The following is a 26,754-nucleotide window of genomic DNA, read 5'->3' on the forward strand; positions in this document are numbered from 1 at the left end:
CTCAGCGCGACCGCGCAAGCATCGCCAGACGAATCATTGCGCGCTCGACCAGTGCCATTGAAGGGGCTGTCTGTCCGGCGGATCGCAGGGAGAGGTCGATATCCGTCAGAACGGTCAGAGCAGTTTGCAGCTTGGGCGCCCCCCAGCCCTGTGCCTGACGCAGAATACGGTCACGGCGTTTGCCGTAAACCGGCGGACGCAACTTACCGATTCCCTGCGCAGCGCCACCGGGATCCGAGGCGCAGGCATAAAGCGTGCGGAAATGCCGGGTTGCCCCAATGCACAGGGTTACCCCGTTGGTGCCTTGCGCCTGCAACCGCCGGATCAGCGGCCCGATCTCACCGGTGCGGCCTTCGGCCACCACGTTCAGCACGTCGTCAAGCGCCGCCTCGGTCGAACGCGGGGCGCAGGCTTCGATGTCTTCCATGGTCAGCTCAGAGTTGTCACCACGCTTGTAAAGCGACAGTTTCTCAACGGTTTGGGTGAAGTCACCGGGGCTGAGACTGTTGGCCAGTTCGCTGATGGCAGACACGACATCGCGGGGAATGCTTTTCAGATGCGCTTCGGTCAGAACCCGCTCGACCTCTGCGCGCGATGGCGGGTCGTCATAAATGCCTATCGCATAGGCCGCAGGATGCCCCTCGAACGCTTTGCGGATTTTCGAGTTTGGTTTCAGCTGACCAGCCGTCACGATGATCTGAGCGTCGCCGGGGACCCAATCTTCAAGCGCGGCCAGAATCGCAGGCGCGGCTGTTTCAGTGGCGTCTTCCACAAACACCGCGCGCGGGCCAGGGAAAAACCCAACTGCCTTGACAGCGTCCAGCAGAGACGCCGGATCGCCGCGCAAATCACCGCCCGGCAGGCGGGTCAGGCGCATTTCCTCTTCCGCACCGGGACCAAGCAGTGCGGCCAGAACCTGTTGCCGCTTAAGCGCCACCCGCATGGCATCCGCACCATAGATCAGCAGCCCGGTCTTGTCCGCATCCGGCTTGGCGAAATACCCGTCAGCCTCGCGCGGGCTCAACTTCATTTGGACAAGCCCGGCGTAGAATACAGGCGGTTCACGATATGCCCGGACAGGATTACCATCAGGCGTTCTTTCGCATCGCGTTCGTCAGCCAGCGTCGACACGGTGGAACCCGAAGCAGAATAGCCCACAAAATCGGTTACGGTGCCGGACGCCGCGACTTGCCCGGTTTCGTTGGATTTCAACGCGTATTGCGCCCGTCCATCAATCGTGTACCGCGTTGTCTCGTTCGTCGTGGTGATGGCCGCGCCGCGGATTTCGGTCGAGACCTGAACATCCAGAGTGTAATCGCTGACAGAGCCCGCGCTGCGGCCCAGTTGCTGTTCAAGGTTCTGAACCAGAAGATAGCTTTCGACGGTATTTGGCGCAGACACCGCCACCCGGCCGAACAAGGCAGAACCCGACCCGCCCGGAGCATAAACCGGTTGAAAGCCGCAGGCAGCCAGTACCAGCGGCATCACAAGCAATGTTCTGCGATCAAACAACGACATTCACAATCCGGCCCGGAACAACGATAACTTTCTTCGGCGCGTTGCCATCCAACGCCTTTTGGACAGCTTCGGTGCTAAGCGCGATATTTTCAACCTCGGCTTTGTCCATATCTTTCGGAACGCTGATTTCCGCGCGACGCTTGCCGTTGATCTGGATGGGCAGAGTGATAGTGTCATCAACCAGCATCGCCTCATCCGCGACGGGCCACGGGGCGACGGCCACAAGGCCCTCACCGCCCTGATGCGCCCAGATATCTTCCGCCAGATGTGGCGTCATCGGTGACATCAACTGGGCCAGTGTTTTGATCGCTTGTTTCTGAGCCGCCGCTCCGGCCTTGGATTTTGCCAGCGTATTAGTGAAAGCATAAAGCTTGGCTATGGCGGCATTGAAGCCAAAGCTTTCGACACCCAATGTCACGTCACGGATGGTTTTATGCATCTCGCGCAACAGGTCCTCATCGCCTTCGCCCGCTGCATTGGCCTCCATGGCACCGATCCTGTCACACAGATTCCAAACGCGATTCAGATGCTTATAGGCGGCTTCGGCCCCTGCCGCCGTCCATTCCACGTCTCTCTCGGGTGGCGAATCGGACAACACGAACCAGCGGGCCGTGTCGGCGCCAAAGGCTGAAATGATGCTAACTGGATCGACCACGTTTTTCTTGGATTTCGACATCTTGGCAGAAGGGATAATTTCGACTACCAAATTGGCGAGATTAGCCATTGCGAGCAACGCCCCGTCGTCTACGTCTTGCCCTTCCAAGGCTTCGTGGCGTAGTACCGCCCACCGTTTACCGTCCACGTTCAATTCGATAACATCCTCGGGCAGGTGATAGACCGGCCGGCCGTTAGCGTCGCGCGTCTGGTAAATCTCATGCGTCACCATGCCTTGCGTGAACAGCGCATCGAACGGCTCGATAGCCTTTTTGGGCAAGTGGCCGGTAAGGTTCATCGCCCGCGCAAAGAACCGGGAATAAAGCAGGTGCAGAATCGCGTGTTCAATGCCGCCGATATACTGGTCGACATTCATCCAATACTCGGCCTCAGCCAGATCGGTGGGTGTTTTCGCATGCGGAGCGGTAAAGCGCGCGAAATACCACGACGAATCGACGAACGTGTCCATCGTGTCGGTCTCGCGCTTGGCCGAAGCACCGCAGGAGGGGCAGGAACAATCGCGCCAGGTCGGGTGGCGGTCCAGCGGGTTGCCGGGTTTGTCGAATGTCACATCGTCGGGCAGGCGGACCGGCAGGTTTTCTTTCTTCTCGGGCACCACACCGCAGCTTTCGCAATGCACGACGGGAATCGGACACCCCCAATAGCGCTGACGGCTGAGGCCCCAGTCCCGCAGACGGTATTTGGTGACACCCTCGCCCCAACCGGCTTTTTCAGCAAAATCGACGGTGGCGTTGATCGCCTCGTCACCTGTCGCCTCGGTCAAACCAGCAAAATGGTTCACCCAGCGAACTTTCTCGGTTTTCGGCGGGACGAATGCAATTTTGTCGACCGGCGCTTCGTCATCCAGTGCAAAGAATGTGTCGACCACAGGCAGGCCGTACTTGCGGCAGAAGTCGAGATCGCGCTGGTCATGCGCAGGGCAGGCAAAGATTGCGCCAGTGCCGTAATCCATCAGGATGAAATTGGCGATCCAGACCGGCAGTTCCCAGCTCGGGTCCAGCGGGTGCTTGACCTTGATGCCTGTATCAAAGCCCAGCTTTTCGCCAGTTTCGATGGCTTCTTCCGTGGTGCCACCTTTGCGACATTCGGCCACAAATTCAGCCACTTCGGGGTTTTCGGCCTCAAGCTGTTTTGCGATCGGGTGATCGGGCGAGATGCCAACGAATGATGCGCCCAGAAGCGTGTCGGGGCGGGTTGTATAAACGGTGATCGGCTCTCCGCCATCAGTGCGTTCAAAGCCGAATTGCAGGCCGCGCGACTTGCCGATCCAGTTCTCCTGCATCAGGCGCACCTTGGCGGGCCAGTTGTCCAAAGTCTCCAGCGCGTCCAGCAATTCTTCGGAATAGTCCGAGATCTTGAAGAACCACTGTGTCAGTTCGCGCCGCTCTACCAATGCGCCCGAACGCCAGCCACGACCATTTTCAACCTGCTCGTTGGCCAGAACGGTCATATCGACCGGGTCCCAGTTCACCACAGCGTTTTTGCGATAGACCAGCCCGGCATCAAGCATATCAAGGAACAGCGCCTGTTGTTGGCCGTAATACTCGGGGTCGCAGGTCGCGAACTCACGAGACCAGTCGATGGACAGGCCAAGTGGTTTCATCTGATCGCGCATGTCGGCGATGTTGCTGTAGGTCCAGTCCTTCGGATGACCCCCGATAGCCATCGCGGCATTTTCCGCAGGCATCCCGAATGCATCCCAGCCCATCGGGTGCAGCACGTTGTGACCCGTCGCCAATTTGTGCCGCGCGATGACGTCACCCATCGTGTAGTTGCGCACATGCCCCATATGGATTCGGCCAGACGGGTAGGGAAACATCTCAAGCACATAGTATTTCGGCTTGTCCGCCTTGTGGTTGGCGGTGAAGATCCCGGCCTTGTCCCAGGCCTCTTGCCATTTTGCTTCGATTTCGGTGGCCGAGTAGCGCGACATTTTGCGGTCCTTCGTGAATGAAAACGCCGGGTAGGAACCCGGCGTGGTAATATTGTGATTTTCGGCGGGTTGCTAGAACTTGTTGTCCGCTATGCGTAGCTGTCGGGCGCGGGACAGAATCGCATCCTCGACTGCGCGGGATGTTGCAGCGCTTACCGGGGCCCCTCCGCTCGATTGCAGCGCAACCGACAAAGAGCGCGCGGCAAGCGCCGGATCGCTGATATGAACAGTAGCCCGGTAGGATCGGCCGCCGCCCGGAGGTGTGCCGTAACCCGTTACGATTACGCCAGTAAACGGATCAACCTCCTGCACAGGCAGGAAGCTCAGTACATCCAGTGAAGCCGCCCACAGATACCGGTTTACGTTTGTGGTCTGTTCGGCGGTGCTGCGGTCAAAGATATCCCAGATAGTTGCCCGATCGGGGTCATTCAGCTCTTGTTCGTCCGAATTGCCGCCAGCGATGTTGGGGGAGTATGTTGTCGAAGCGTTTCGATTCTGCCCGCATGCCGCAATCGTGGTGGTCAGCATGATTAATCCCAAAATCGTAGGCAGGCGCATTGTCAGCAGGTCCTGTTTCACTTGTTTTGCAGTATTCAGGGCATACTCCTAGCCAAGGACCCTCGCTGCAACAAGCCTATTCTTCTGAAATGTAAGTGTATCACCCGCATCCGGGCGAAAAGGAACTGTGGCATCCTTGCACCAATCTGACCCCAATGACGTGACCGGGTTTATGCCAAGCTTGCGCAATGGGGGCAAAAAGAGCGAAACGGTGTCCGTGCTGAGACATATGCCGAGGCATGTGTCGAGTAGATAACTCTTTTGAAAGAAACCGAGGGAAACAAGATGAAAAAAGTTCTCTTCGCATCGACGGCGCTGATCGCGACCGCAGGCGTTGCGGCAGCTGAGATTAACTTCAGCGGTTATGGCCGCTTTGGTATTGGTTACGTTGAAGATCGTAGCGGTACCGTTGTAAACATCCAGACAACCGGTACCCAGACAGGCGTTGGTACTGCTGTTGTTCAAACTGACGACGCGATCCTGGTCTCGCGCTTCCGTCTGAACATCGACGGCATCGCAGAAACCGACGGCGGCGTTCGTTTTGAAGGCCGTGTTCGTCTGCAAGCTGACGAAGACAGCAGCACCGGTGAAGCAAACTCGGCCGGCCTGAACGGCGCACGCTTCTCGGTCATCTACGGCGGTCTGCGTGTTGACGCGGGCAACGTCGCAGGCGCCTTCGACAACCTGGCAAACTACTACGGCAACGAAGTAGGTCTGGAACTGTTCGCAGGTCAGTACTCGGGCGTTAACTACAGCTTCCTGGGTTACTCGTCGGGCGGTTCGGGTTCGAACGCCGTGTTCTTCCAGTACTCGGTTGGTGACTTCTCGTTTGGCGCATCGTACGACCAAGCGACTGTAGCTGTGAACGGTGCACCTGTTGACGCTGACCGTTGGGACATCAGCGCAACCTACACCTTCAACAACATCACAGCTGCTTTGGCCTACGGCCAGACCGACGCTGGTGTTGCTGGTGTAAGCGATCCGAGCCTGACCGTTCTGACCCTGGGTGGTGAATGGGGTGACTTCGGCGGTACTCTGTTTGTTGCAGACGACGCAACTCAGGTTGCAGCAACTGACGGCACCGCATGGGGTCTGTCGGCAACCTACAACGTTGGCGCCGCAACAACCCTGATCTTCGCTTACGGCGACGGTAACGCGTCTGCTGATACTCAGCAGGTTGCTCTTGGCGCGATCTACGACCTGGGCGGCGGTGCATCGCTGCGCGGTGGTATCGGTGTCAACGACTGTGACAGCTGCACAGACTCGACCTTCGTTGCTGACTTCGGTGCTCAGTTCAACTTCTAAGCTGATCTGAACCGCAAGGTTTAAGGGCGGGTCTTCGGACTCGCCCTTTTCTTTTGTGCCGACTTGGTGTTTTTCTGCGCAAAACAGGATGAGGGTCCCATGTCGTTGCAAGACGTCACCGCACGTATCGCCAAAGCCGAAGCAAAGTCGAACCGACCGGCAGGTTCCGTCAAACTGATTGCCGTGTCCAAAGTGCAGCCGAATGACAAGGTGCAGGCAGTTCTAGAGCAAGGGCACAGATGTTTTGGCGAGAATCGCGTGCAGGAGGCGGCAAGCAAGTGGCCCGCTTTCAAAGAACAGTTCGAGGGTATTGATCTGCACCTCATTGGCCCGTTGCAGACCAACAAGGCTCGTCACGCAATGGAACTGTGCGATGCGATCCATTCGGTAGATCGACCCAAACTGGCCAAGACACTGGCGCGTTTGGCACAGGAAATGGGAAACTGCCCGAACCTGTTCATTCAGGTCAACACCGGTGAGGAAGACCAAAAGGCCGGTATCCTTCCTGCGGACGCGGACAGTTTCATTGCCGAGTGCAGGTCGTTGGATCTGCCCGTGTGTGGATTGATGTGCATTCCTCCGGTCGATGAAGAGCCTGCTTTGCACTTTGCGCTATTGGCCAAAATCGCTGCACGTAACGGGCTTGATGGATTGTCTATGGGGATGAGTCACGATTTCGAACAGGCCATCGCTTTGGGCGCAACCCACGTCCGTGTTGGTTCGGCCATCTTTGGCGAACGGGTTAAACCTCAGGAATGATCAGCCATGATCCGGGGGCAATGCGCTGTGATATCCAGTGCAGATGGTCCCGGCGAAAGGCAACGCAGCCTTCGGTTGGATAGCCGGGTCTGCGCCATTGGTGCAGAAAAATCGCTGACCCTCTGCCCGGAACGGCGTTTGGCCAGTTCCAGTCGGTTAACAGAATCAGGTCATATAACGGGTCGGCGCGGCGCAGCTTTTCATGGCTGAATGCATAGGGTGCGCTGACCATGTGGTTGTATCTGCTTTCAGACACGTCGTCAGACCACAAGTCTCGTGGGCCAATGGCACGGGCCCATTTGCTGGGGGCGGCCATTCGGTCGGCCCGGTATAGCATGCCGACGATTCGATGATATCCGGTGGGGGTCGCGCCATCGCCTTCGCGTTTTGCGTTGCTCAACCCGCCTTTGCCCACGGAACAGGGAAACACCCTGCCAAGAAACCGGATGCCTCGTGGGGTTAGAACAAGATCGTTTGGGGTCAAAGCAGATGCCCTGACTTCTTGGCCTTGGTCGCCAGGTATCCCCGGTTGTGAGAGGTTTCGCCAACCTTCAGAGGGACACGCTCGGTTACTGCGATACCTGTCCGTTCCATCATGGCGATTTTGGCCGGGTTGTTGGTCAGCAAGCGGACAGAGTTGAAACCCAGCGACTTCAATATGTCCGACCCAAGCCGAAAATCACGCTCATCATCCTCAAAACCCAGCCTGTGGTTCGCCTCAACGGTGTCAAAACCCTGATCCTGAAGGAAATAAGCGCGCATCTTGTTCGCCAGACCGATACCGCGCCCTTCCTGATTCAGGTACAGAAGAACGCCTGCGCCTTCCGCCCCCATCTGTTCCAAGGCACCGCGGAGTTGCGGGCCGCAGTCACATTTCAGGCTTCCCATCAGATCGCCGGTGAAACAGGCAGAATGCAATCGGGCTAGCACAGGCTTGTCGCGGTCCGGGCGCCCGATCTCGACGGCGTAGTGCTCTTCACCACCGTCTTCAGGGCGGAATACGTGTAACCGACCGGCTTCGGACACCTCCATCGGAAGGCGGGCCGCGACGACTTCGTGCAAAGTACTGCGATCCGCAAGATGAGGCGTGGCGCGCGTGTGATCAATGCAGGTCAAACCGTGCGAAGCGGCAAATGCCCTGCCGTCCTCGACAGGTACCACGACCACAGCGGGAAGGATGCGCGCGGATTTGGCCAATGCAATTGCGATACGGTGCAGATTGGCATTGCCGTGCCGCTCGGTCATCAACGGGCCCTTCATGGGCGCGTTCAGATCGTCGGAAGGATCAGCAACCGCCTGTACCCATGCGATATCTGCATCCGCCGGGATCGAAACCCGCGCCAGATCCCCGTCGTACGCCCGCGCTTTCAGGGTTTCAGCACGTCGCCCAGTTATGGCCACCACCGGATTCCCTAGTTTTTTCAGGTCGGCCAGACGCTGTGGGCTGAGCGTTTCTGCAGAAACCGCAAGCACGCTGAAGCCACTGTCATCGGTCAGCGCAACGGGAACGCCCATGCGCAGATCAGCCCGAGCCCGGGCGAGAAGTTCCGTGATATCGGGGATGAGACTCATCAATGTTACCCTATAACGCTCAATCTTTCTCCTAGCCCTTTCGAAAGGAAATGTGAAACATTTCCGCGAACTCTGACACGAAGGCGTGAAACGGTTGCAGCAAATCTTGTTGATTGCATATTCCACGCGCAAGTGATGGAAAAGCGTTTGGAGGACCGGGAAATGGCTCAACTCAAGAAAATCCTGCTGGTGGACGATGACGAGGACCTGCGCGAGGCGCTCAGCGAGCAACTTGTCATGACCGAAGACTTTGACGTGTTCGAGGCGTCAGACGGTCACTCTGCCATGGAGCGCGCGCGCGAAGCGATCTATGACCTGGTCATTCTTGATGTGGGTCTGCCGGATACCGACGGGCGCGAACTGTGCCGCCTCATGCGCAAACAGGGTGTCAAAAGCCCGATCCTGATGCTGACCGGTCATGACAGCGATGCCGATACGATCCTGGGCCTGGATGCCGGCGCGAATGACTATGTTTCGAAACCATTCAAGTTCCCGGTGCTTCTGGCACGTATCCGTGCGCAGCTTCGCCAGCACGAACAATCCGAGGACGCTGTATTTGTACTTGGCCCCTATACGTTCAAACCGGCGATGAAGATGCTGATCACGGAAGAGGACAGAAAAATCCGCCTGACCGAGAAGGAAACCAACATCCTCAAATTCCTGTACCGCTCGACCGACGGCGTGGTGGCGCGGGATGTGCTGCTTCACGAAGTTTGGGGATATAATGCTGGTGTTACAACGCATACGCTGGAAACCCACATCTACCGCCTGCGTCAGAAGATTGAGCCCGATCCGTCAAATGCGCGCCTTTTGGTCACAGAATCCGGTGGATATAGGCTAGTGTCTTAACTGGGTGTGGATTGACTTGGATCAAAGTGATACCCTGTACTCATAATTAGGTTACTCCCAACCCGCGCATGTCCGGGTTATGACATGCACCTCCCTGTTGGACTGCCGGGCCGAATGGCCCGGCTTTTTTTGTCAGGGGTGGCGAGTTGAAGTCCGCTTTGAGCCCATTTTGACGGATGCTGCCTTCTGCTTGAATAGCAGCTTGGCCGCCCCAGTCTCATAATCGAAGCGTGTAGAAATGGTCGTCTCTGGAGCTTCCTTCAATCCGCACACCATCTTTATGAGTTGCAATACGTTCGAAGCCGAACCGCTCATAGAACGCGATAGCCCTATGGTTTTCGGTATCCACAAATAGTTCAAGTTGTTCCAAAGCGTTTGCTTTGGCTTCATTTATCAAACCCGACATCATTGTCGTTGCTGCACCGCTACCGTGGTACTCTCGGCTCACAAAAAAGGGCCCAATTTCGCCGCGGTGCTTCGTTTGTTTGAGCAGTTGAGGGCGAAAACCACTGTAACCAATCAACTTTCCATGACTAAATACCCCACGGATGCTGCCGCCTTTCAGAATGTCGCGGCAGCGATCCAGATCAGCCGCGGCCATTTCTTCCAAAGTTACAAGAAAACCCAGCGGAAAATCACGTGCGCCTTCAAGCCGCAAATCTCTCCAGTCAGACACATGATCTGATGAAACAGTCCCATATGTAAATTCTTTCATACATGGCTCCAAGCGGTAGGGCGGCGAACAACAGACTAACCTTTGCGCAATCTCGCATCTTCGACAACGCCAAAATTCAAAGCGTGATTGTACGTCTAACAGCGCCAGAAACCGGACATTGGTGCAGCCACATCGAAAGCTCACAATGTCCGCAAAGCTGACAATAAACATTCCGCGTCTGTTCGGCGTCCTTTTCTCGTGGTACCCCAAACTACACCACGCTAACCTCCGCCCAACCGCGACAGAGGATTCCCTGACCATGCCCTTCACACTTGCCACCTGGAACATCAACTCGGTCCGACTGCGCGAACCAATCGTGCTGAAACTGTTGGAAGAAGAGGCGCCGGATGTTCTGTGTTTGCAGGAATGCAAGTCTCCGGTTGAAAAGATTCCGACCGAAGGGTTCGCGGCGCTGGGCTATACCCACATGATTGCCCGTGGTCAGAAAGGATATAATGGCGTCGCCATCCTGTCCCGCCTGCCAATAGAAGAGGTGGGCGACAAGGATTTCGCTGATCTCGGTCACGCGCGCCACATAGCCGGTCGGTTGGAGAATGGTGTGACGATCCACAACTTCTATGTCCCCGCTGGCGGTGATGTGCCGGATCGTGAAGTGAATGAGAAATTTGGCCAAAAGCTCGACTATCTGACGGACATGCGCGATTGGTTCCACGCGGAAAAGCCGGAAAAATCCATCCTCGTCGGCGATCTGAACATTGCCCCGCGTGAGGATGACGTCTGGTCGCACAAACAATTGCTCAAGGTCGTCTCGCACACTCCGATCGAAGTGGAACATCTGGCCGAGACCCAGGACGCAGGTGGTTGGGTAGATATCACCCGGCAGGATATTCCCGAAGGGCAGCTTTTCAGCTGGTGGTCCTACCGGGCCCGCGACTGGGATGCGGCAGACAAGGGGCGGCGGCTGGATCATGTCTGGGCCACGCCCGATATTTCAAACGCGGGCCATTCCAGTCGCATTCTGCGCGACGCGCGTGGGTGGGAAAAGCCCAGCGATCATGCGCCGGTCTTTGCGACTTTCGACATTTGAACTGAAACTCTGCCCTTGGTTTCTGCGACAAGCGATTGCATATAGAGCGCAAGTTCGAACGAAAGAGTGATTGCCATGGACATCCTGAACGGCGCAGCCGCCCCAGCCACCGATCTGATCAAGGACGGGACCGAGGCCACTTTCATGGTCGATGTGATCGAAGCCTCGCAGGAAACGCCTGTTATCGTTGACTTCTGGGCACCCTGGTGCGGCCCGTGCAAGACGCTGGGCCCGATGCTGGAAGACGCGGTTACCGCCGCCAAAGGCGCGGTGAAGATGGTCAAGATCAACGTGGACGAGGCACAGATGATCGCCTCGCAGATGCGCATCCAGTCGATTCCAACGGTCTACGCGTTTTTTAAAGGGCAACCCGTGGACGGTTTTCAGGGCGCGCTGCCGGGGTCCGAGATCAAGGCTTTCGTAGACCGCGTGATCGAAGCGTCAGGTGGGGAAAGCCCGGGCGGCCAATTGGAGGACGCCGTAATAGCCGCCGAAGAAATGCTGAGCGACGGCGCAGCGGCAGATGCCGCACAGACTTTTGCTGCCATTCTTGGCGAAGACCCGAACCACGCGGCAGCATATGGCGGGCTGGTGCGGGCACATATCGCCACTGGCGATCTGGAACATGCCGAGGCCATCCTGAACGGTGCACCCGCCGAAATATCCAACTCGGCCGAGGTCGAGGCTGCGCATGCGCAATTGCAGCTGGCCAAGCAGGCGGCTGATGCAGGTCCGGTGGCGGATCTGACAGCGGTCGTTGAAGCAGACCCCGAAAATCTTCAGGCCCGGTTTGATCTGGCACAGGCCTTGCACGCGAACGGCGAAGTGGAAGAAGCCGTGGCGCAATTGCTGGAATTGTTCCGTCGGGATCGTGAGTGGGATGACGGGGCCGCCAAGACCCAGCTTTTCACGATCTTTGACGCGCTCAAGCCCAATGACCCGATCGTTCTGAATGGTCGCCGCAAACTCAGCTCGATGATATTTGCCTAATTTCTGATCAGAGCTAGAATTGGGACATGATGCATCCCGCCGACTTGCCGGACACCGTATCCGTTTTCCCCTTGCCCGGGGCGCTGTTGTTGCCCCGCTCGCGCTTGCCGCTTCACATCTTCGAGCCCCGCTATTTGCAGATGCTGGACGATGCCCTCAAGACCAAGGAACGGCTGATCGCGATGGTCCAGCCAAATCCTTCGGCCCATGGTGAGAACAAACTGCACCGCATCGGGTGTGTCGGGCGCGTGACCCAGTTTTCCGAAACGGAAGATGGTCGGTATCTGATCACGCTGACCGGTGTGTCCCGGTTCCGGGTGGTGTCAGAGCTGGACGCTTTCACGCCATATCGGCGATGCGAAGTCTCGTGGGACGGCTTTGACAGGGATCTTGGCAAGGCCGAACACGACGACAGGTTCAATCGCACCAAGTTCCTGGCTTTGCTGGAACGTTTCTTTTCGTCACGGCAATTGTCCACTGACTGGGATTCGCTGAAAGATGCCGAGGATGAATTGCTGGTAAACTCACTGTCCATGCTGTTGGACTTTGACCCGGAAGATAAACAGGCCCTCTTAGAGGCCCCTTGCCTACGCACACGGCGCGAGACGCTGATGACATTGATAGAATTCGCAATGCGAGGCGGATCGAATGAGGAAAAACTGCAATGACTGACCCTGAACACGCCTTTGATCGCCGTATGCTCGAAGCTCTGGTCTGCCCGCAGACGCAAACGACCCTGCGCTATGACGCCGAAAGGCAGGAGCTTGTGTCACAGGCCGCTGGGCTGGCTTTTCCCATCCGCAACGGCATTCCGGTCATGCTGGTCGACGAGGCACGGCAGCTGGACTAAATTGGCTGCCCTTGCAACAGCTTGGGCAAATCCCCGGTCAAACCCGCTGCTTCGCGGACGAAACCGCGCCGCAACCCCGGCAGTGCGCCGACAATTCCCATACCAACGTCGCGCCCAATGCGCAGCAACGGGTTGTCGTTTGAGAACAGTTTGTTGAAGACATCCGTTGCCATCGCAAGAGCTGCGGTGTCGAACCTGCGCCATTCCTGGTAGCGTTCCAGCACCATAAGCGACCCGATGTCTTCGCCGCGCCGTCCTGCCAAGGTCAGAACCTCTGCCAACGCGCCGACGTCACGCAAACCGGCGTTCAGGCCCTGACCGGCAATCGGGTGCATCCCGTGGGCAGCATCCCCGACCAGTGCCAGACGATCAGCGATAAAGGAATTGGCGATGGTCAGGTTCAAAGGATAGGTGAAACGATCACCAGCCAGGTGGATGTCACCGAGGAAATCGCCAAACCGCGGGCGTAGCACTTGCAGATACTCATCCTCGGGCAGGGCGTTGATCTGGTGCGCGGCCTCGGTGCGTTCGCTCCATACAATGGAACTGCGATTGCCGGTCAGCGGCAGAATCGCCAAGGGGCCCGGCGGCATGAAGAACTGATGGGCAATGCCGTGATGCGGCAACTTATGTTCAATGGCGCAGACCAGTGCGGTCTGGCCATAATCCCAACCGGTGCGCTTGATACCTGCGCGGTCCGCAGTGCCGCTGCGGCGACCGTCGCACCCGATCAGCAGTCTGCTGTTCACCGTCGAACCATCGTCCAGCGTCACGGTCACTCCAGTGGTGTCGGCTTGTTGCGACACAACAGTCTTGCCACTCAGCTGAGTGATGCGGGGCTCTTCGGCCATAGCGTCCAGAAAGGCGCGGCGCAGGTGACGGTCTTCGACCATAAACCCCATCGGACCTTCTTCTATTTCGGCATGGTCGAAATGCATGAAAAACGGTGACGGGCCTGTACCTGCGTGGCCGTCCGTGACCTTGATTTCCAGCATCGGTTGGGCGTGTTCCGCAACACGGTCCCAGACGCCGATGGCAGCCAACAATCGCTGTGATGCCAAGGCCAGCGCATAGGCTCGCCCGTCGAACGCCGCATTCTTGCGGACCTTCACATCAAGCGCATCAATCACTGTGACCGAATGTCCGGTTTGTGCCAGAGCCAATGCCAAAGCCGGGCCGTTCAACCCGCCGCCCACGATCAGAATGTCAGATGCCTGTGTCATGCCCTGCAATATGCGCGCCCTTTCGGGATTGTCCATGTGCAGTCCTGTCGCTACCGTTCTTTCAAGCCAAAAAGCAGGAGGGGGCGGGATGCAGGATTGGTTGACCATGACGGCGTGTGATTTGGGCCGTGGCATTGGGATGGGCCAGATCGATCCGGTTGAATTGACGGAAACCTACCTGTCCGCAATAGACGCCCATCCGCACCGCGACCGCATCTATGCCCGCGTCACCCATGACCGCGCCCGCGCCGAGGCCGAAGCCGCGCAGCAACGTGCGAAAATGGGATTGCGGCGATCGTTGCTGGATGGGGTTCCGATCAGCTGGAAAGACCTGTTCGACACTGCCGGCACCGCGACCGAGGCCGGGTCGGCACTTTTGAAAGACCGGGTGCCTGATGCGGATGCACTTGTGGTGCGCAACGCAACGCAGATGGGGACGGTCTGTCTGGGTAAGACGCATATGAGCGAACTGGCCTTTTCCGGCCTTGGATTGAACCCGATCACCGAAACGCCCCCTTGTATCCATGATGAAACGGCGGTGCCGGGCGGGTCTTCCTCTGGTGCGGGCGCGTCGGTTGCCTGGGGGCTGGCGGCTTGCGGGATCGGTTCCGATACCGGCGGTTCGGTGCGAATTCCAGCGGCATGGAATGATCTGGTGGGGTTGAAAACCACGGCCGGGCGGCTGAGCCTTGAAGGCGTGGTGCCGCTCTGCCTGCGGTTTGACACCGTTGGGCCACTGGCGCGATCCGTTGAAGATGCAGCACATATGCTGGCCCTGTTAGAGGGCGGGGCACCTGCGGACCTGAGAGGCGCTTCGCTGAAAGGCCGTCGTTTTGCCGATTTGCAGAACATTGCCAAGGACGACCTGCGCGATGCCCCGCGAACAGCCTATGACGAGGCCATTGCGAAACTTGCGGATGCAGGCGCTGAGATTGTTCCATTGGACGTGCCCGAGCTGAACGAGGCGATGACCCTGTCCAGCATCGTCTACACGACCGAGGCCTACGGGTTGTGGCGCGATGTAATCGAGGCCAACCCAGAGGCAATGTATCCCGAAATCCTGGAACGGTTCCGCATTGGTATGGGATATTCCGGCCCCGATTATGTCGCGGCCTGGGCCAAGCTCAAGGCGTGCCGCAGTGCCTGGGATGCGGCAACTGCCGGGTTCGATGCGGTTCTGGCACCCACAGCACCGATTTTGCCGCCCAATCTGGACCGGTTGATGACCGATCACGACTATTACGTGACTGAAAACCTGCTGGCCCTTCGCAATACGCGGATCGGCAACCTGATGGGGCTTGCGGCGCTGACCCTGCCCACCGGAACGCCCAGTTGCGGGCTGATGATGATGGGGTATCCGAACTCGGAAGAGGCCCTGTTGAGGTTGGGGTCAGCGGCAGAATCGGCATTGGCCTGAATGCCACAATCCACTGATTCGGAACCTCTTTGTCTGGACGAAGAGGTATGCGGACTGTAATCTGCCAAAAAAACGGGGCGCAAATGACCCCGATATTGAGGCAGTAACATGGATTTTCCCGAGCGGTTTTCGAACCTACCGGAATATGCATTCCCGCGTTTGCGCGCCCTGTTGGATCACCATCAACCGGGTGGTGACGTCGTTCATATGACGATTGGCGCGCCCACGCATGATTTTCCGGCCTGGGTGACGGATGTCATCATGGAAAACGCGGCCGGGTTTCAGGGCTATCCGCCGAACGAAGGCTCGGAAGACCTGCGCGGTGCAATCTCGGGCTGGATCAAGCGGCGCTATGGGGTCGAAATGGACCCTGACGCCAACGTCATGGCGCTGAACGGCACACGTGAGGGGCTGTATAATGCGGCCATGGCGCTGTGCCCGGAACAGAAGAATGGTAAACAACCAATCATCCTGTGCCCGAACCCGTTTTATCAGGTCTACATGGTCGCGTCGATTTCGGTGGGCGCGCAACCCTATTTTGTCCCTGCAACTGCCGCGACGGGTCATCTGCCGGATTATTCCGGCCTGCCCGAAGATGTGCTGAAACGAACCGCGGTGGCTTATATCTGTTCCCCGGCCAACCCGCAGGGTGCAGTCGCGTCGCGCGACTATTGGGCTGACCTGATCCGTCTGGCCGAGGCATATGATTTCCGGATCTTTGCCGACGAATGCTATTCCGAGATTTACCGTGACCAAGCCCCGACGGGGGTTCTGACTGTCGCGCAGGAACTAGGGGCTGATCCCGAACGGATCACGCTGTTTAATTCACTGTCCAAACGCTCGAATCTGGCCGGTTTGCGCTCGGGCCTGATTGCAGGTGGACGAAAGTCCATCAACCAGGTGAAAAAACTGCGCACCTATGCCGGATCCCCACTGCCTTTGCCCTTGCAGGCTGCTGCTGCCCGTGTCTGGGCGGATGAGACACATGTCGAGCAAAACCGCGCGCTCTATCAGGAGAAATACGCCATTGCCGATAAGGTGTTTGCGGGCGTGCAGGGCTACATGTCGCCAGAGGCGGGGTTCTTTCTGTGGTTGCCGGTAGAGAATGGCGAGGACGCAGCATTGAAGGTTTGGAAGGAAACCGGGGTTCGGGTTCTTCCGGGCGCATATCTTTCACAAGGTGATCCGGGAAATAACCCGGGCGAAGGCTTTATCCGGGTTGCATTGGTAGCCCCAAAAACAGAGTTGCAGCGTGGTTTGATCACACTCCGCGACTGCATCTATACGTGAGGTACGAGGGCAAAATGGCATCATATAACGCGCGAAACCGCGACCCATTGCTGGACAGCACAACACAGGCAGCCCTGGAGCGACGCAGTAAGGAACTGATCGGTATCGCGCTGATCCTGTTGGGCTTGGCCGCGGCTGCGATGATCTGGTCCTATACGCCCGATGATCCTAATTGGATGGTTTCGACCGACGCGCCGGTGCAAAACTGGATGGGACGGGTCGGCGCGTCTATTGCAGCCCCCTTGTTCATGATCGTGGGCTGGGGAAGCTGGGGCATCGCGCTTGTTCTGGTCGGATGGGGTCTGCGTTTTGCGGGCCATTTCGGTGAAGACCGGGCCATTGCCCGCCTGATCTTTGCCCCGATCTGGATCGCTGTAGCCTCGGTCTATGCCGCAACCCTTGTTCCCGGTGCCGAGTGGCGTGCAACGCATAGCTACGGTTTGGGCGGTTTGTTCGGCGACACGGTCATGGGCGCGTTGCTGACGCTAGTGCCGATCTCTTCGCATTTTCTGGTCAAAATGATGTCGCTGGCCATGGCCGTCGGCATGACCACGCTGGGTGTTTTTGTGCTGGGCTTCACCAAGGCCGACGTGAAACGCGGCTTCCGCGCCTTCATCCTGGGCCTTGTAATGTCTTATGACATGCTGATGACGCTGATGGGGCGTGGTGCGGCCTCGGCCGCGCAAGCCGCGCGGGATCGGCGGGCGCAGTGGGAAGAACGCAAGCTCGCCCGCGCTGAAGCGGCTGAGGCGATGTTTGACGACGAACTGGTCTATGCCGACACTGTTTTTGAAGAACCTGAATTGGGGCGCCCTGAACCTCCGGTCAAATCAGGCCTGTTGGCACGAATGCCGTCACTTATCCGGCGCCCTGATCCAATGCCCGAGCCTGAGTTGGTGGATCCTGAACCGATCGCGGGCTTTGACGACATGCCCGGCGAAGATCGCATCCGCTCCAAAATCTCGGCCGCCGTGCGAAATCGCAAGGTTGCCGTGGGCGAAATGACACCCGAGCCGGATCCCGACCTGCCGCTGACCAAGGGTCGTGGACGCCGTCCCGATCCGCTGATCCTGAACCAGCATCCCTCGTCCGAACTGCCCCCCGAACCGCCGATGACAGCGTATGGGCTGCGCCCCGAGCCGCAGGTGTCCGCTGGTGACACGCCAGAGGCGCAAGAGTCCGCTGTGTTCGGTTATGAGGCCGGGACAGAACAATACGACTACGCGTCCGAGTTGGATATCGATGATGAGTCGGTTTTCGAGGATGTCACCGACGCCGCGCCGCAACCGCGTCAAGCGATGAAGATCCCGGTGGCTGAACCGCGCAAGCCTGTGGTGGCGCAGCCCGTGCGCCGGACACCGTTGCCGTCTCGTCGTGCGCAGGCCGAAGCGCAACCGGCTTTGTCCTTCGAGGAACGGCACTCTGACTTTGAACTGCCGCCTCTGGGCTTGTTGTCCAACCCCGCCAGTATCCAGCGCCATCACCTGAGCGATGAGGCCTTGGAAGAAAACGCACGGATGCTGGAAAACGTTCTGGACGATTACGGCGTCAAGGGTGAGATCGTCAGCGTACGCCCCGGCCCGGTCGTGACCATGTACGAGCTGGAGCCCGCCCCGGGCCTGAAAGCCAGCCGTGTGATCGGTCTGGCGGACGATATCGCGCGCTCGATGTCGGCGCTGTCGGCGCGGGTTTCGACCCTGCCGGGCCGCTCGGTGATCGGGATCGAACTGCCGAACGAAAACCGCGAGATGGTGGTTCTGCGCGAAATCCTCGCCAGCCGAGACTTTGGCGATGGCAACCAGGCGTTGCCGCTGGCGTTGGGCAAGGATATCGGCGGTGAATCCGTTGTGGCGAACCTGGCCAAGATGCCTCACCTGCTTATCGCCGGGACCACGGGTTCGGGTAAGTCGGTGGCGATCAACACGATGATCCTGTCGCTGCTTTACAAGCTGACGCCGGATGAATGCCGTCTGATCATGATCGACCCCAAGATGCTGGAACTGTCGGTTTACGATGGCATCCCGCATCTGCTGTCACCCGTTGTGACCGATCCAAAGAAGGCGGTCGTGGCCCTGAAATGGGTCGTGGGCGAAATGGAAGACCGCTATCGCAAGATGTCCAAGATGGGCGTGCGCAACATTGCGGGCTACAACGGCCGGGTGAAGGACGCGCTGGCCAAGGGCGAGTTGTTCAGCCGCACGGTGCAGACCGGGTTTGACGATGAAACTGGTGAACCAACGTTCGAGACGGAACAATTCGCGCCCGAAGCGATGCCCTATATCGTCGTCATCGTCGATGAGATGGCCGATCTGATGATGGTCGCGGGCAAGGAAATCGAAGCCTGCATTCAGCGTCTGGCGCAAATGGCGCGGGCTTCGGGCATTCACCTGATCATGGCCACACAGCGCCCCTCGGTTGACGTGATTACCGGCACAATCAAGGCCAACTTCCCTACGCGGATTTCGTTCCAAGTGACGTCGAAAGTCGACAGCCGCACCATTCTGGGCGAGATGGGCGCCGAACAACTGCTGGGGCAGGGCGACATGCTTTACATGGCCGGTGGCGCCAAAATCACCCGTTGCCACGGACCGTTTGTGTCGGATGAAGAGGTAGAGGAGATCGTCAACCACTTGAAACAATTCGGTCCGCCCGATTACGTGGGCAGCGTTCTGGACGGACCGGCCGAGGACAAGGTCGACAACATTGACGCCGTTCTGGGGCTGAACACTGGCGGCAACACGACCGGAGAGGACGCGCTGTACGATCAGGCGGTGGCAATTGTGATCAAGGATCGCAAATGCTCGACCTCTTATATTCAGCGAAAACTCGCCATCGGGTACAACAAGGCGGCGCGTCTTGTTGAGCAAATGGAAGACGAAGGTGTTGTTTCGTCAGCAAATCATGTCGGGAAACGCGAAATCCTCGTCCCCGAGCAATAGGATATTTAATAACAAGGGCAGACAGCCTATCTGTACGGTATGAAACAGATTGCTTTTGCCCTTGCTTTGACACTGGCCTCACCCGCCGCATGGGCGGCGGAAAAACTGCCGCTTTCGCAAATCTCAGGTTACCTGAACGGTTTGAAAACGGTTCAGACAACGTTCACGCAGGTGAACGATGATGGCTCGTTGAGCACCGGACAGCTGTGGATGCAGCGCCCGGGCAAGATGCGGTTCGAATATGACCCGCCCAACAGCGCTGTGGTGCTGGCGCGATCAGGCAGTGTTCAGATCTTCGATCCGAAATCGAACCAGCCACCCGAGCAATACCCGCTGAAGCGCACGCCTCTATCCATTGTGCTGGCACGCAACGTGAATCTTGATCAGGCCAATATGGTTGTCGGCCACAGCTTTGACGGCACGGCCACAGTGGTCACCGCGCAAGACCCCAAGAACCCTGAAGCAGGCCGGATTGAACTGATGTTCACCGATAATCCAGTCGAGCTGCGCAAATGGGTGATCCATGACAACGCCGGCAGCCAGACCACCGTTCTTTTGGGTGCGTTGACCGAAAGCAATGGTCTTGATCAGGGTCTTTTCTCGAACAAGGAAAGACGCGGGTCAGTCAATCGCTGACCCGCTTTTTGCTGGTCAATACCGGCAGTTCGCCAACTGTGCCTGATACAGTTGCGCGCGCGCGTCCACGTCATTGGCCACGCTCAACAACCACGACTTGCTGTTGTGGGTGCCGCGAGCGTACCCCGTGTGACCTTCGTGATAGGCCAGGTATTGATTGCGTGTGTCGCCGGGGTGGATGCCGTTGCGCTCATAGCTTTTGTTCATATACCAGCCGATGAAGTCCGAGGCATCGCGGATGCGATCCCGCTTGGCCCGGCGCTTGCCGGTTTCGCGCTGATATTGATCCCAGGTGCCGTCCAGTGCCTGGCTGAACCCATAGGCGCTGCTTTGCCGCCCCATCGGGATCACGCCCAGTACGTAACGGTGCGGGGTACGCGCGTCGTGGCGATATCGGCTTTCCTGATAAATCGTGGCCATCTGAACGTGAACCGGAACACCCCATTTCTGCTCGGTGCTTTTGAAAGCCTTGATAAAATCCGGTCGTTCGTGCGCAATGCTGCACGCGTCGTTCAGTTTGCTGGGCGGTTGTTTTGACCCGCCGCCACAGGATGCCAAAAGCAGCACCCCGAAGAGTACGATAAGAATTCTGCTCATGTGCCTCATGCCTTTTTTGTTTATTCTAGCGCAGATTGAGCTCTGAGGAAATCACAATCGCTATAAAACAATGGCAAGAATTATGGGTAACGCCGCCACGGAAAGTACGGTGGACACCATGACCATGCCGGCAACGGCATCGGAATCGGCTTCAAATCGTTCTGCCAACAAGTATGAGGTCACAGCGACCGGTGTACAAATTTGCAATACCAGAACGCCAAAGGCGACACTGTCCAGATCAAACAACACCCCAATCCCCCAGCCCAACGCAAAGCAGACGATAAGTTTCAGGACTGACAGCCAGAGCGCTTGCCCCAGACTACGCGAGGTCAGGCGGGCGATTGCCACACCCACCGTGACTAACATCAGCGGAACAGCCATTTGCCCCAAAAGCTCTAACGTGTTGGTTAGAAATGTCGGAGTTTGCCACCCCTGCCACAAAAACACCGCACCCAGAATGGTCGCCCATGCCATCGGCTGGCGTAAGACCTGTCCCCATGCGCCTTTTCCGGCGACTAGGTAGATCCCATAGGTGAAAGAAAACAGCGCGGTTACAGACAGAAAGATGACCGCGTAACCCAAACCAATTTGCCCGAACGCAAAGATACATAGCGGAAGGCCAAGATTGCCGGTATTGCCGAAAATCAGCGGTGACAGGTACGTGCGCTGATCCAGTTTCAATCCGCGAACAATTAACCAGAACACCCCAGCCAGCAGAAGATTTGCGACCAGAGTTGCCGACGTGAAACGCGACAAATCTCCGCCCGGAATGTCGGTTTGCATGAGTGCAACAAAGATCAGACTGGGCATTGCCAGCGTCGTTGCAAAGCGTGTCACAAATTGCAGCCGGTATTCGAACCCCAGTTTGACCCACGTAAAGCCAATGGCCGCCAAGAGAAAAACCGGGGCCACGATTTCGAACACTGTCAGTATTAGGTTCACAGACTGTTTCCCTGAATTTTACATCAATGATTGGCATTTCGGGCCAAAAACCGTTAGTAAATGCGGTGGGGGCCGAAACAATGTTAAAGACACGCGCGAAATACGGATTGGGCCAGGTGGTCCGTCACAAGAAACACCCTTTTCGAGGGGTGATTTTTGACGTGGACCCGGAGTTTTCGAACACAGAAGAATGGTATCAGGCCATTCCGGAAGACAGCCGTCCACGGAAAGAACAGCCGTTCTACCACCTGTTGGCAGAGAACGACCAATCCTTCTATGTTGCTTATGTTTCAGAACAAAATCTGGTTGCAGACTATTCTGGAGAGCCGGTTGAACACCCGGATATCTCCAACATGTTCGGCCCGTTCGAAGACGGTGCTTACCCTCTGCATTTCCAACTGAATTAGGTTTGGCGAACCGGTCGGCATTGTACTGCCGCTGATCAGTATCCAAGGGCGCACCCATCCTTGCGCGGGTCGCTGGCGCCTTCCAAAACACCGTCTTTTCGGATTCGGATCGCTTGCGCTCCTCCAAGTGGCGTTTCTGGAATTTCAATATTGTGTCCAATTTCAGACAATTGTTTCGCTACCTCTTCGGAATAGCTCCGCTCTAGTTTCAGGACATTCCCATCGAAAAAGGCGCGCGGCGCGTTGATGCTTTCCTGTAGCTCCAGCCCAAAGTCCCTAAGGTTCGAAACGAAACGCGCGTGCCCGGTCGGTTGATAAGCACCGCCCATGACGCCGAATGGCATCGTGACACGGTCATTCTCGGTCAACATCCCCGGTATGATCGTGTGCATCGGGCGCTTGCCGCCAGCCAGTTCATTGGGGTGACCCGGCTGAAGTGTGAACCCTGCGCCCCTGTTCTGAAGCAAGATACCGTATTTCTCGGATGCGATCCCTGATCCAAAGCCATGAAAGATCGAATAGATCAGCGACACAGCCATTAGGTCGCGATCGACCACCGTGATATAGATCGTGTCCTTGTGAATGGCTTCCGTCAAAGGTGCTGCTGCGGGCATTGCGCGTTTTGGGTCAATCAGTGCAGCCAGCCTGACCGCAACATCCAAATCAAGAAACCGCTCGGCCCGTGCGACATGATCGGGATCCGCAATGAACCGGTTGCGCGCGTCATAAGCCAGCTTGGTGGCTTCAGCCTCGATATGAACCCGTTCCGCTCCAAATGGATCTATACTGGCCAGATCGAATTGCTTTAGAATGTTCAGCAACAGGATCGCGGTCGCACCTTGGCCGTTTGGGGGGTGTTCGACCAGATCAACACCCTTGTAGGCCCCGCGCATGGGCTGTGTTTCAGTGCACTTGGTGCAGTGAAAGTCTTCGGTGGTGTGGACACCTCCGCGTGCGGACAGGGCCTGGATCATATCCTCGGCAATGTCTCCTGAATAAAATGCGTCGCGTCCCTGACTGGCGATCCTGCGCAAGACCTCAGCCTGACCGGGAGCGCGAAAGATCTGCCCGATCGCTGGTATCTGCCCATTGATCAGATAATGGTCACGCGCAGCACCCTGCAATGTGGCCGCCCCCGTTTTCCAGTCAAAAGCAACCCGAGGGGCCACCGGAACGCCAGCCTCGGCATAGTGGATTGCGGGTTCCAGAATCGCGCCCAGCCCCAATCGCCCTTCGGTTTCTGCAAGGTGACAGAAGGCGTCCACGGCACCGGGAACAGTCACTGCATCCGGACCGTTCAACGGTACAGATGACAGGCCCATTTCCCGCAAGGGCTGCGCCCGCGCGGCGGCCGGTGCGCGACCCGATCCGTTCAATGCGCGTATCTGGTTTTCGCCCGCACGGCTGAACAAAACGAAACAATCACCCCCCAACCCGGTCATCTGCGGTTCGCAGATGCCAAGCAGAACCGCGCCTGCTATCGCGGCGTCCATGGCGTTGCCGCCGCGCTCAAGAAGATCGATTGCCACTTTAGCGGCTAGCGGGTGCGACGTTGCGCACATCCCCCGCGTTGCAAAAACTTCCGACCGGCCAGGTTTGTGCAGATCACGCATGGTGGGTTCTTTCTCCTTCAAACAAGGGAAAGCTATTCTCTGATTGCCGGTTGTCCAGTCAATTCAAGTTGGGGGGGGGGAGATCCTCGGCGCCGTTCACTGGGTGGGGGCTGTGATAATTGGCGCCGAGGGAAGCTATCTGAGCTACGAGTCACTGTATGGCGGCGATTTGCGGCGCGACAATGTTTCGAAAATGGCGTTATTGTGGCCAATTGCGGCTGATTACCCGTTCTTGTCAAAGTTAAATCGCAGGGATAGCCGATTGCACCCGTCGCGACGCTCATAACAGATATCGCTGGTCAGTTGATGAATCAGGAACCAGCCGAACCCGCCTTCGGGCAAATCCTGAATGCGGGTCCCCAGTGGTGCCGGCGTTCCGTCTGGTGGTTCGTAGCCGGGCAATGGATGGCCCGTGTCCGAAATCAGAATGTCCAGCTGGTTTCTGTCCAATCGGCATGTCACCTGAACCCCGGCCGGGGCCACGCCCATATAGGCATGTTCCACAACGTTGTTGATTGCTTCTGCCAGTGCGATCTTGACATCGTCCGCCTTGTGCGGCGGCAACCCTCGTTTCGCCAGTCCGGCGCTGAGTTTCGCAATCCCCGCGCTGGCTTCTGTTTCCGTTGCGGGAAAGCTCAATTCCAGGCAGGTCGCGTTACAAATGGGCTCCACGTTGTCGCACTCCTGCTGTTGTCACCTGTCTGGTTCCGACAGGGCGTCATCCAGTGTTGCAAACAACCTGAACACGGTATCCATGCGCGTCAGGCGAAAGACCTTTTCCACCACGGGCTGCGGGCCTGCCAGATCAAGCCTTCGGTTCAGCCCCAGTTGTTTCATGGACGCTACGATTGCGCCCAGTCCGCTTGAATCGATGAACTCGACGCCTGAAAGGTCCAGGACAACCCGATCGGCGCAGGCCTCGGTCTCTGCGCGCATGTCTTCTTTGAACTGAATGGCCATCGCAGCGTCGATCCGGTCAGAGTGAACCGTGATAATCTGTGTCGTTCCGTCTGATGTGCTGGTCAGCCCCATGGTCCGGCTGCCTCCAATCTGAAAATGAGTCGTAGAAATACGCTAGACGCGAATTCTTACCATTCGGTATTCAAGGGCCGGACGACAGGAGGATTATCCGGATGAGAGATGTTGTTATTGCAGGTGCTGCCAGAACACCAATGGGTGGTTTTCAGGGCATGTTCGACGGTGTCGCAGCATCCGAGCTTGGCGGCGCAGCGATTCGTGCCGCGTTAAAGCAGGCAGGGGCGCAGACGGTTGACGAGGTGTTGATGGGATGTGTCCTGCCCGCAGGTCAGGGGCAGGCTCCGGCGCGCCAGGCGGGTTTCGCGGCGGGCTTGGGTGAGGAGGTTCCCGCCACCACGCTGAACAAGATGTGTGGTTCCGGGATGAAGGCGGCGATGATGGCCTTCGACCAGATCGCATTGGGTCATGCAGATACAATGGTCGCCGGAGGTATGGAGAGCATGACCAACGCGCCCTACCTGCTGCCGAAAATGCGGGGTGGCGCGCGCATCGGTCATGGTCAGGTGATCGACCACATGTTCCTTGACGGGCTGGAAGACGCCTATGACAAGGGCCGCCTGATGGGAACCTTTGCCGAAGATTGCGCCGAGGCGTATCAGTTCACCCGCGAAGCGCAGGACGAATATGCCTTGAAATCCTTGTCCAACGCACTTTCCGCGCAAGAAAGCGGTGCTTTCGAGGGCGAGATCGTCCCCGTCACAGTGCGCACGCGTAAGGGTGAGGTCGTACAGGTCACTGATGAGCAACCCAAATCCGCCCGTCCCGAGAAAATTCCGACACTGAAACCGGCTTTCCGCAAGGACGGGACAGTGACCGCCGCCAATTCCTCGTCAATTTCCGACGGCGCGGCGGCGCTTGTTCTGGCATCGGCTGAAACGGCAGAAGCGCAAGGACTGACAGTTCGGGCCCGGATTTTGGGACATGCCAGCCATGCTCAAGCGCCCGGACTTTTCACGACTGCACCAGTTCCGGCGACGCAAAAGCTTCTGTCCCGCATCGGTTGGAACAAGGATGATGTCGACCTGTGGGAGGTCAACGAAGCCTTCGCAGTTGTGCCGATGGCTTTCATGCACGAAATGGGATTGCCGCGCGACAGGGTAAACGTAAATGGCGGGGCCTGCGCCTTGGGCCATCCTATTGGCGCATCTGGCGCCCGTATTCTGGTCACTTTGTTGAACGCGCTCGAGAAACGAAATCTCAAGCGGGGGGTTGCTGCAATCTGTATCGGCGGCGGTGAAGGAACAGCTATCGCGATCGAACGCATTTGACCCTTCATCTTTTTCGAAATACTCCGGGGGTTCGGGGGCGGCGCCCCCGAGTTTTCCAAGGGGTTCGGGACCTATGACCGTCGATTACAGCGCGCTGGCAAGTACAATTGCAGCATTGACCGAAGGCGAAAACGATCAGGTTGCCCTGATGGCTACCGTTGCTTGCGAGGTCCACTATTCCGACGACCGTTTCGACTGGACCGGGTTTTACCGGGTGACAGAACCGGGCTTGCTTAAAATTGGCCCGTATCAGGGTGGCCATGGCTGCCTCGTCATCCCGTTCGAACGCGGCGTCTGCGGGGCGGCAGCGCGCACCGGCGAAGTGCAACTGGTGCCGGATGTGGATGCGTTTCCGGGTCACATCGCCTGCGCCTCGTCCACCCGATCCGAATTGGTTCTGCCGGTCCGGAACGCATCGGGCGAGCTGATTGCAGTTTTCGACATCGACAGCAATCAACCCGACGCGTTCTCAACCGAAGACGCGGATAACCTGTCCGCGATCCTGTCAAAGACCTTCGCGCAAGCCTGATTGATTTTCGGTCTGTACAAGGTGCGTCTACCGGTTTCCTCTTTTCGATTTCGCTCGGGGTTTGATAAAACAGGAAAGCCCGA

Annotated in this window: 27 protein-coding genes; 14 read left to right on the forward strand and 13 right to left on the reverse strand. The window is 57.7% G+C overall.

Features of this window, described 5'->3' with window-relative positions:
* Position 1 precedes the first annotated feature (1 nt).
* The 4 genes from holA to AC2FLO_RS15045 all read right to left on the reverse strand — a co-directional run bounded on the left by holA (position 2) and on the right by AC2FLO_RS15045 (position 4,684).
* Entirely contained in the window at positions 2 to 1,030 is a 1,029-nt protein-coding gene (gene holA, locus AC2FLO_RS15030) for a DNA polymerase III subunit delta (protein ID WP_480588315.1), read from the reverse strand.
* On the reverse strand, positions 1,027 to 1,518 hold the full coding sequence (gene lptE / locus AC2FLO_RS15035) for an LPS assembly lipoprotein LptE (protein ID WP_480588313.1): 492 nt from the start codon (positions 1,516 to 1,518) through the stop codon (positions 1,027 to 1,029). The genes holA and lptE overlap by 4 nt, the downstream gene beginning before the upstream one ends.
* Positions 1,505 to 4,126, reverse strand: a complete 2,622-nt coding sequence (gene leuS / locus AC2FLO_RS15040) for a leucine--tRNA ligase (protein WP_496753983.1) — start codon at positions 4,124 to 4,126, stop codon at positions 1,505 to 1,507. The genes lptE and leuS overlap by 14 nt, the downstream gene beginning before the upstream one ends.
* A 72-nt stretch (positions 4,127 to 4,198) precedes the next feature.
* Positions 4,199 to 4,684: a DUF3576 domain-containing protein gene (locus AC2FLO_RS15045; protein WP_496811716.1), complete on the reverse strand. Its 486-nt coding sequence runs from the start codon at positions 4,682 to 4,684 to the stop codon at positions 4,199 to 4,201.
* 285 nt (positions 4,685 to 4,969) lie between these two features.
* On the opposite strand from AC2FLO_RS15045, the gene AC2FLO_RS15050 reads away from it, so the two are divergent.
* The gene (locus AC2FLO_RS15050) at positions 4,970 to 5,989 is read left to right on the forward strand and encodes a porin (RefSeq protein ID WP_496811717.1); all 1,020 of its coding nucleotides are present in this window, start codon (positions 4,970 to 4,972) and stop codon (positions 5,987 to 5,989) included.
* A gap of 99 nt (positions 5,990 to 6,088) precedes the next feature.
* Positions 6,089 to 6,748, forward strand: coding sequence for a YggS family pyridoxal phosphate-dependent enzyme (locus AC2FLO_RS15055; RefSeq protein ID WP_496753987.1), 660 nt, complete (start codon positions 6,089 to 6,091; stop codon positions 6,746 to 6,748).
* Here AC2FLO_RS15055 and AC2FLO_RS15060 read toward each other — a convergent pair.
* A complete protein-coding gene (locus AC2FLO_RS15060; protein WP_480484110.1) occupies positions 6,732 to 7,232 on the reverse strand; it encodes a L,D-transpeptidase family protein in 501 nt (166 codons plus the stop codon). The two genes, AC2FLO_RS15055 and AC2FLO_RS15060, sit on opposite strands and share 17 nt — an antisense overlap.
* The gene (gene ribA / locus AC2FLO_RS15065; RefSeq protein WP_267364329.1) at positions 7,229 to 8,320 is read right to left on the reverse strand and encodes a GTP cyclohydrolase II; all 1,092 of its coding nucleotides are present in this window, start codon (positions 8,318 to 8,320) and stop codon (positions 7,229 to 7,231) included. Before ribA ends, AC2FLO_RS15060 begins: the two co-directional genes overlap by 4 nt.
* A 162-nt stretch (positions 8,321 to 8,482) precedes the next feature.
* On the opposite strand from ribA, the gene AC2FLO_RS15070 reads away from it, so the two are divergent.
* Positions 8,483 to 9,169, forward strand: coding sequence for a response regulator transcription factor (locus AC2FLO_RS15070; protein WP_171724917.1), 687 nt, complete (start codon positions 8,483 to 8,485; stop codon positions 9,167 to 9,169).
* A 217-nt stretch (positions 9,170 to 9,386) separates the two neighbouring features.
* Here AC2FLO_RS15070 and AC2FLO_RS15075 read toward each other — a convergent pair whose 3' ends face one another.
* A complete protein-coding gene (locus tag AC2FLO_RS15075; protein ID WP_496753989.1) occupies positions 9,387 to 9,884 on the reverse strand; it encodes a GNAT family N-acetyltransferase in 498 nt (165 codons plus the stop codon).
* A gap of 259 nt (positions 9,885 to 10,143) precedes the next feature.
* Between AC2FLO_RS15075 and AC2FLO_RS15080 the strand changes: the two genes are divergently transcribed.
* The 4 genes from AC2FLO_RS15080 to AC2FLO_RS15095 all read left to right on the forward strand — a co-directional run bounded on the left by AC2FLO_RS15080 (position 10,144) and on the right by AC2FLO_RS15095 (position 12,772).
* Positions 10,144 to 10,932, forward strand: coding sequence for an exodeoxyribonuclease III (locus AC2FLO_RS15080; protein WP_267364327.1), 789 nt, complete (start codon positions 10,144 to 10,146; stop codon positions 10,930 to 10,932).
* Between the two features lie 75 nt (positions 10,933 to 11,007).
* Positions 11,008 to 11,922: a thioredoxin gene (gene trxA / locus AC2FLO_RS15085; protein WP_496753991.1), complete on the forward strand. Its 915-nt coding sequence runs from the start codon at positions 11,008 to 11,010 to the stop codon at positions 11,920 to 11,922.
* A gap of 26 nt (positions 11,923 to 11,948) precedes the next feature.
* Positions 11,949 to 12,590, forward strand: coding sequence for an LON peptidase substrate-binding domain-containing protein (locus AC2FLO_RS15090; protein WP_496753993.1), 642 nt, complete (start codon positions 11,949 to 11,951; stop codon positions 12,588 to 12,590).
* On the forward strand, positions 12,587 to 12,772 hold the full coding sequence (locus AC2FLO_RS15095) for a Trm112 family protein (protein ID WP_209504973.1): 186 nt from the start codon (positions 12,587 to 12,589) through the stop codon (positions 12,770 to 12,772). Before AC2FLO_RS15090 ends, AC2FLO_RS15095 begins: the two co-directional genes overlap by 4 nt.
* On the opposite strand, the gene AC2FLO_RS15100 is transcribed toward AC2FLO_RS15095, so the two are convergent.
* Positions 12,769 to 14,031, reverse strand: coding sequence for an FAD-dependent monooxygenase (locus AC2FLO_RS15100; RefSeq protein ID WP_496753995.1), 1,263 nt, complete (start codon positions 14,029 to 14,031; stop codon positions 12,769 to 12,771). The two genes, AC2FLO_RS15095 and AC2FLO_RS15100, sit on opposite strands and share 4 nt — an antisense overlap.
* Positions 14,032 to 14,083: 52 nt before the next feature.
* Between AC2FLO_RS15100 and AC2FLO_RS15105 the strand changes: the two genes are divergently transcribed.
* The 4 genes from AC2FLO_RS15105 to AC2FLO_RS15120 all read left to right on the forward strand — a co-directional run bounded on the left by AC2FLO_RS15105 (position 14,084) and on the right by AC2FLO_RS15120 (position 20,277).
* Positions 14,084 to 15,412: an amidase gene (locus AC2FLO_RS15105; protein ID WP_496753997.1), complete on the forward strand. Its 1,329-nt coding sequence runs from the start codon at positions 14,084 to 14,086 to the stop codon at positions 15,410 to 15,412.
* Between the two features lie 108 nt (positions 15,413 to 15,520).
* Positions 15,521 to 16,702: an aminotransferase class I/II-fold pyridoxal phosphate-dependent enzyme gene (locus AC2FLO_RS15110; RefSeq protein WP_496753999.1), complete on the forward strand. Its 1,182-nt coding sequence runs from the start codon at positions 15,521 to 15,523 to the stop codon at positions 16,700 to 16,702.
* A gap of 14 nt (positions 16,703 to 16,716) precedes the next feature.
* A complete protein-coding gene (locus AC2FLO_RS15115) occupies positions 16,717 to 19,641 on the forward strand; it encodes a DNA translocase FtsK (protein WP_496754001.1) in 2,925 nt (974 codons plus the stop codon).
* A gap of 39 nt (positions 19,642 to 19,680) precedes the next feature.
* The gene (locus AC2FLO_RS15120) at positions 19,681 to 20,277 is read left to right on the forward strand and encodes a LolA family protein (RefSeq protein ID WP_267365658.1); all 597 of its coding nucleotides are present in this window, start codon (positions 19,681 to 19,683) and stop codon (positions 20,275 to 20,277) included.
* 15 nt (positions 20,278 to 20,292) lie between these two features.
* On the opposite strand, the gene AC2FLO_RS15125 is transcribed toward AC2FLO_RS15120, so the two are convergent.
* Together AC2FLO_RS15125 and AC2FLO_RS15130 are read right to left on the reverse strand one after the other, a co-directional pair.
* Positions 20,293 to 20,874, reverse strand: coding sequence for a transglycosylase SLT domain-containing protein (locus tag AC2FLO_RS15125; RefSeq protein WP_209504968.1), 582 nt, complete (start codon positions 20,872 to 20,874; stop codon positions 20,293 to 20,295).
* 60 nt (positions 20,875 to 20,934) lie between these two features.
* A complete protein-coding gene (locus AC2FLO_RS15130; RefSeq protein WP_496754003.1) occupies positions 20,935 to 21,816 on the reverse strand; it encodes an AEC family transporter in 882 nt (293 codons plus the stop codon).
* An 80-nt stretch (positions 21,817 to 21,896) separates the two neighbouring features.
* Between AC2FLO_RS15130 and hspQ the strand changes: the two genes are divergently transcribed.
* The gene (gene hspQ, locus AC2FLO_RS15135) at positions 21,897 to 22,223 is read left to right on the forward strand and encodes a heat shock protein HspQ (protein ID WP_209598336.1); all 327 of its coding nucleotides are present in this window, start codon (positions 21,897 to 21,899) and stop codon (positions 22,221 to 22,223) included.
* A gap of 35 nt (positions 22,224 to 22,258) precedes the next feature.
* On the opposite strand, the gene AC2FLO_RS15140 is transcribed toward hspQ, so the two are convergent.
* The 3 genes from AC2FLO_RS15140 to AC2FLO_RS15150 all read right to left on the reverse strand — a co-directional run bounded on the left by AC2FLO_RS15140 (position 22,259) and on the right by AC2FLO_RS15150 (position 24,868).
* Positions 22,259 to 23,836 (reverse strand): gamma-glutamyltransferase family protein, encoded by a 1,578-nt coding sequence (locus AC2FLO_RS15140; protein ID WP_496754005.1) that lies wholly within the window; start codon positions 23,834 to 23,836, stop codon positions 22,259 to 22,261.
* A 222-nt stretch (positions 23,837 to 24,058) separates the two neighbouring features.
* Complete coding sequence (locus AC2FLO_RS15145) at positions 24,059 to 24,508, reverse strand: ATP-binding protein (RefSeq protein WP_480588285.1); 450 nt, start codon at positions 24,506 to 24,508, stop codon at positions 24,059 to 24,061.
* Positions 24,509 to 24,529: 21 nt separating this feature from the next.
* Positions 24,530 to 24,868, reverse strand: a complete 339-nt coding sequence (locus AC2FLO_RS15150) for an STAS domain-containing protein (protein ID WP_480484099.1) — start codon at positions 24,866 to 24,868, stop codon at positions 24,530 to 24,532.
* 101 nt (positions 24,869 to 24,969) lie between these two features.
* Between AC2FLO_RS15150 and AC2FLO_RS15155 the strand changes: the two genes are divergently transcribed.
* Together AC2FLO_RS15155 and AC2FLO_RS15160 are read left to right on the forward strand one after the other, a co-directional pair.
* The gene (locus AC2FLO_RS15155) at positions 24,970 to 26,142 is read left to right on the forward strand and encodes a thiolase family protein (RefSeq protein ID WP_496754007.1); all 1,173 of its coding nucleotides are present in this window, start codon (positions 24,970 to 24,972) and stop codon (positions 26,140 to 26,142) included.
* 73 nt (positions 26,143 to 26,215) lie between these two features.
* The gene (locus AC2FLO_RS15160; RefSeq protein ID WP_480588281.1) at positions 26,216 to 26,671 is read left to right on the forward strand and encodes a GAF domain-containing protein; all 456 of its coding nucleotides are present in this window, start codon (positions 26,216 to 26,218) and stop codon (positions 26,669 to 26,671) included.
* The last annotated feature ends 83 nt before the right edge of the window (positions 26,672 to 26,754 follow it).

The sequence above is a fragment of the Ruegeria sp. TASC047 genome, from assembly GCF_059612445.1.